The following is a 2,652-nucleotide window of genomic DNA, read 5'->3' on the forward strand; positions in this document are numbered from 1 at the left end:
TAGATCGAACCCGGAGTTCATCCAAAAACGTTCACTTTCATCGGCATGCGAGGCGAGACCTCCCGGACAGAGGGCGCTTCGCTCTGATGGCGGTCGATTTTCGGTGTCCACTTCGCAAGTTGGTCGCCCATCATATCGAGCCGGGTGGCCTACTCTGGGACGACCGGTCGAAATTTGGCGAGTTCCGGCCCTTTTGTCTCTGGCACGCTGGCTGGCGCCGCTGCCTAGCGGCATCCCGTCTGATAATGATCGGCGCTTTGCGACCCACGACTGCCGGTCGTCGTTGTGTAGTTGCGATGACCGCTCCCACGATAAAACGGCCTTTCCTTAAAGCACATCGCAAAGCGAACCGCCGTTCGCCAACTGAACGCTAACATCTACTTACCTGCACACCTGATAAGCGCAGTTATCAGATGTGCACGTTTGAATCTTTCGTGACGCGTGCGTTTTGACTCTTGCAACTTGAATCCGCCGCCTCCACATGCTCACGCGCACGCGCCGGGTTCCTTCGTATGGGCAAGCCTGGCAAAAACAATGACCTCTGGGAGCCCTTCCAATGAGCACTATTAGCTTTAACAAATCAATGCAAATCACGATGCGCACGTACCTGTCGATGAACTACCTGACCAGTGCGGCGTTGCTGGCGAAGAAAGCCTGTACCCTTGAAGCAGGTCGTACCATCAAGGACAACATCCCCCGCGCAGAGCGCGACGAGCATTTCGCGTTTGTGGCCGGCGCCATCACGATGAGCGCGGCGGCCGTCGAAGCTTTCGTGAACGAACTGTTCGCCGAATGCCGTGACCAGGGGGCGAAGAACCAGCTGGGCATCGCCGCGGACAAGGCGGCGCTGGTCGCCCGTGTCTGGACCGATGTGCCCAAAGTCGAGCGGGAATCGGTGCTGGAGAAATACGACCTGGCGCTGCGCCTGCTGGACCTGCCTGCCCTTGACCGGAAGGGGGCGCCGTACAAGGCCGTCGACTCGCTGCTCGCGCTGCGCAACAGCCTGATGCACTACAAACTGGTGACGCAGGAGGCAGGCAAGGAGCCTAGCGAACAGAAGGCGGGCGATTTCGAGAAGAAGCTGCAGGCCTACTTTGCTGACAATCGGCTGACCGGCACGGGCAACCCTTACTTCCCGGACCGCGTGATGGGCCACGGCGCGGCTGAATGGAGTGTGAAGTCTGCTGTGGCGTTCCTGGATGGGTACTGCCAGTTGTTGTCGGCGACGCCGCCGTATGACCATCTCCGGTCGACGTTCGCGACCGGTTAAGCCGTTCCGGGTGGCGGCAGGGCAGCCGTTGGATGCAACGGCCTAGCCGGGTTCCCTCCCGGCCTCCGTGCGCGGCGATTTCTCATGCGCAACGGCGGTCGCACGGCCGCCGGCTGACGGCTACCCATGGCCTGAGGCCGCTGATGATTCTGAGTGCCCGTTGCCCCTCTTTGATCGCTCAGGCCAAATCAAGTGCACCACAGCCACTATCAAATGGGAATAACTCGACTTCCATGTGGGAGTACATTAAAATGGGAGATGCGACATTCCCATTCAGGAGTTTGCCATGTCACTCAATCACCCTACGGGTCACCGACCGGGGCGCAAGGCGGCGCCAGCGCACGCGCTGGTCAGCCATCCCGGCACTCTGCCGGCCGCCATGGACGACTTTCTGGTGCTGGATGCACCGCTCGCGCAGCGCCAACTGATCCGCGACGGGTTTGAAGCGCGCGTCATCGATCGCGTCGCCAGGGAATTGCTGCACATGCCGGTCCAGACCCTGCTCTTCAGCCTCAATCTGCCCAGCTCGACGATTCTGCGCAAGATCCAGCGCCAGGAGCGACTGTCGCCGGCGGAGTCCGATCGCGTCGCCCGCGTGCTGTACCTGCGCCGTCTGGCCACCGAGGTTTTCGAGGACGAGGCCCGGGCGATCGCCTGGATGCGCCGACCGCACGCCGAACTCGGGGGCTTGAGCCCGCTCGACGTGCTGGATTCGCAACCCGGTTACGACCGCGCGCGCGACTTGCTGCTGCGGGTGATTCACGGCGTATCGGCGTGAGACTATACCGCTTGGCGAAAGAGCGGCGCGGCCATTATCGCGCCGACGATCTCAGCGGCCACGGCGCGGCCATCGCCGGTGGCCGGTGGAATCCAAGGGGCATGCGGGTGCTGTATACCTGCAGCCATGCGTCGACCGCACTCCTCGAGGCGCTAGTACACCTGTCGGGGGATCTGCCGGCGGGTGGCTATTTCATGGTGACGCTCGAGTTGCCAGATCGCCTCTACGACACGGCGTTCGTACCGGCATTGCCGCCCAACTGGGCCGACCTGAGCAGCGACTCGACGCCGACGCGCGCGATCGGCCGGCAATGGCTCGAAGCGGGCGAGCCATTGGGAATGCGCGTGCCTTCGGCGATTTGCCCTCTGGACGAGAACCTGCTGCTCAATCCGCTGCATCCGGAGATGACGCTCGTGCGCGTCGTGAGCACCACGCCGTTCACGCTCGATCCGCGACTGTTTGGCCACGGCGCGCCCTGAGCCCCGTTGACGGCCCGCCGTCTTCGTCGAGCGGCTGGGAACAATATTCTGCAAAAGACAGGAACAAAATGATGCAACCGGGCGCCCCCCCGCTCCGCCGTCTACTCTGATAATTCCCATTATCA

At 62.3% G+C, this 2,652-nt stretch carries 3 protein-coding genes; all 3 read left to right on the forward strand.

All coding sequences use genetic code 11. From position 1 onward, the window contains the following. Positions 1-556 precede the first annotated feature (556 nt). The 3 genes from EPN80_RS04625 to EPN80_RS04635 all read left to right on the forward strand — a co-directional run bounded on the left by EPN80_RS04625 (position 557) and on the right by EPN80_RS04635 (position 2,527). Positions 557-1,270, forward strand: a complete 714-nt coding sequence (locus EPN80_RS04625; RefSeq protein WP_293024310.1) for a hypothetical protein — start codon at positions 557-559, stop codon at positions 1,268-1,270. 286 nt (positions 1,271-1,556) lie between these two features. After that, the gene (locus EPN80_RS04630; RefSeq protein ID WP_293024312.1) at positions 1,557-2,048 is read left to right on the forward strand and encodes an antitoxin Xre/MbcA/ParS toxin-binding domain-containing protein; all 492 of its coding nucleotides are present in this window, start codon (positions 1,557-1,559) and stop codon (positions 2,046-2,048) included. Beyond that, entirely contained in the window at positions 2,045-2,527 is a 483-nt protein-coding gene (locus EPN80_RS04635; RefSeq protein ID WP_293024314.1) for an RES family NAD+ phosphorylase, read from the forward strand. Before EPN80_RS04630 ends, EPN80_RS04635 begins: the two co-directional genes overlap by 4 nt. The last annotated feature ends 125 nt before the right edge of the window (positions 2,528-2,652 follow it).

Source organism: Pandoraea sp., from assembly GCF_004297875.1.
Classification (GTDB): Bacteria; Pseudomonadota; Gammaproteobacteria; order Burkholderiales; family Burkholderiaceae; genus Pandoraea.

Bases quoted from the DNA above. Each gene is read 5' to 3' on its own strand.
- EPN80_RS04625 (WP_293024310.1), top strand. From the start codon at position 557: ATGAGCACTATTAGCTTTAACAAATCAATGCAAATCACGATGCGCACG.
- EPN80_RS04630 (WP_293024312.1), top strand. From the start codon at position 1,557: ATGTCACTCAATCACCCTACGGGTCACCGACCGGGGCGCAAGGCGGCG.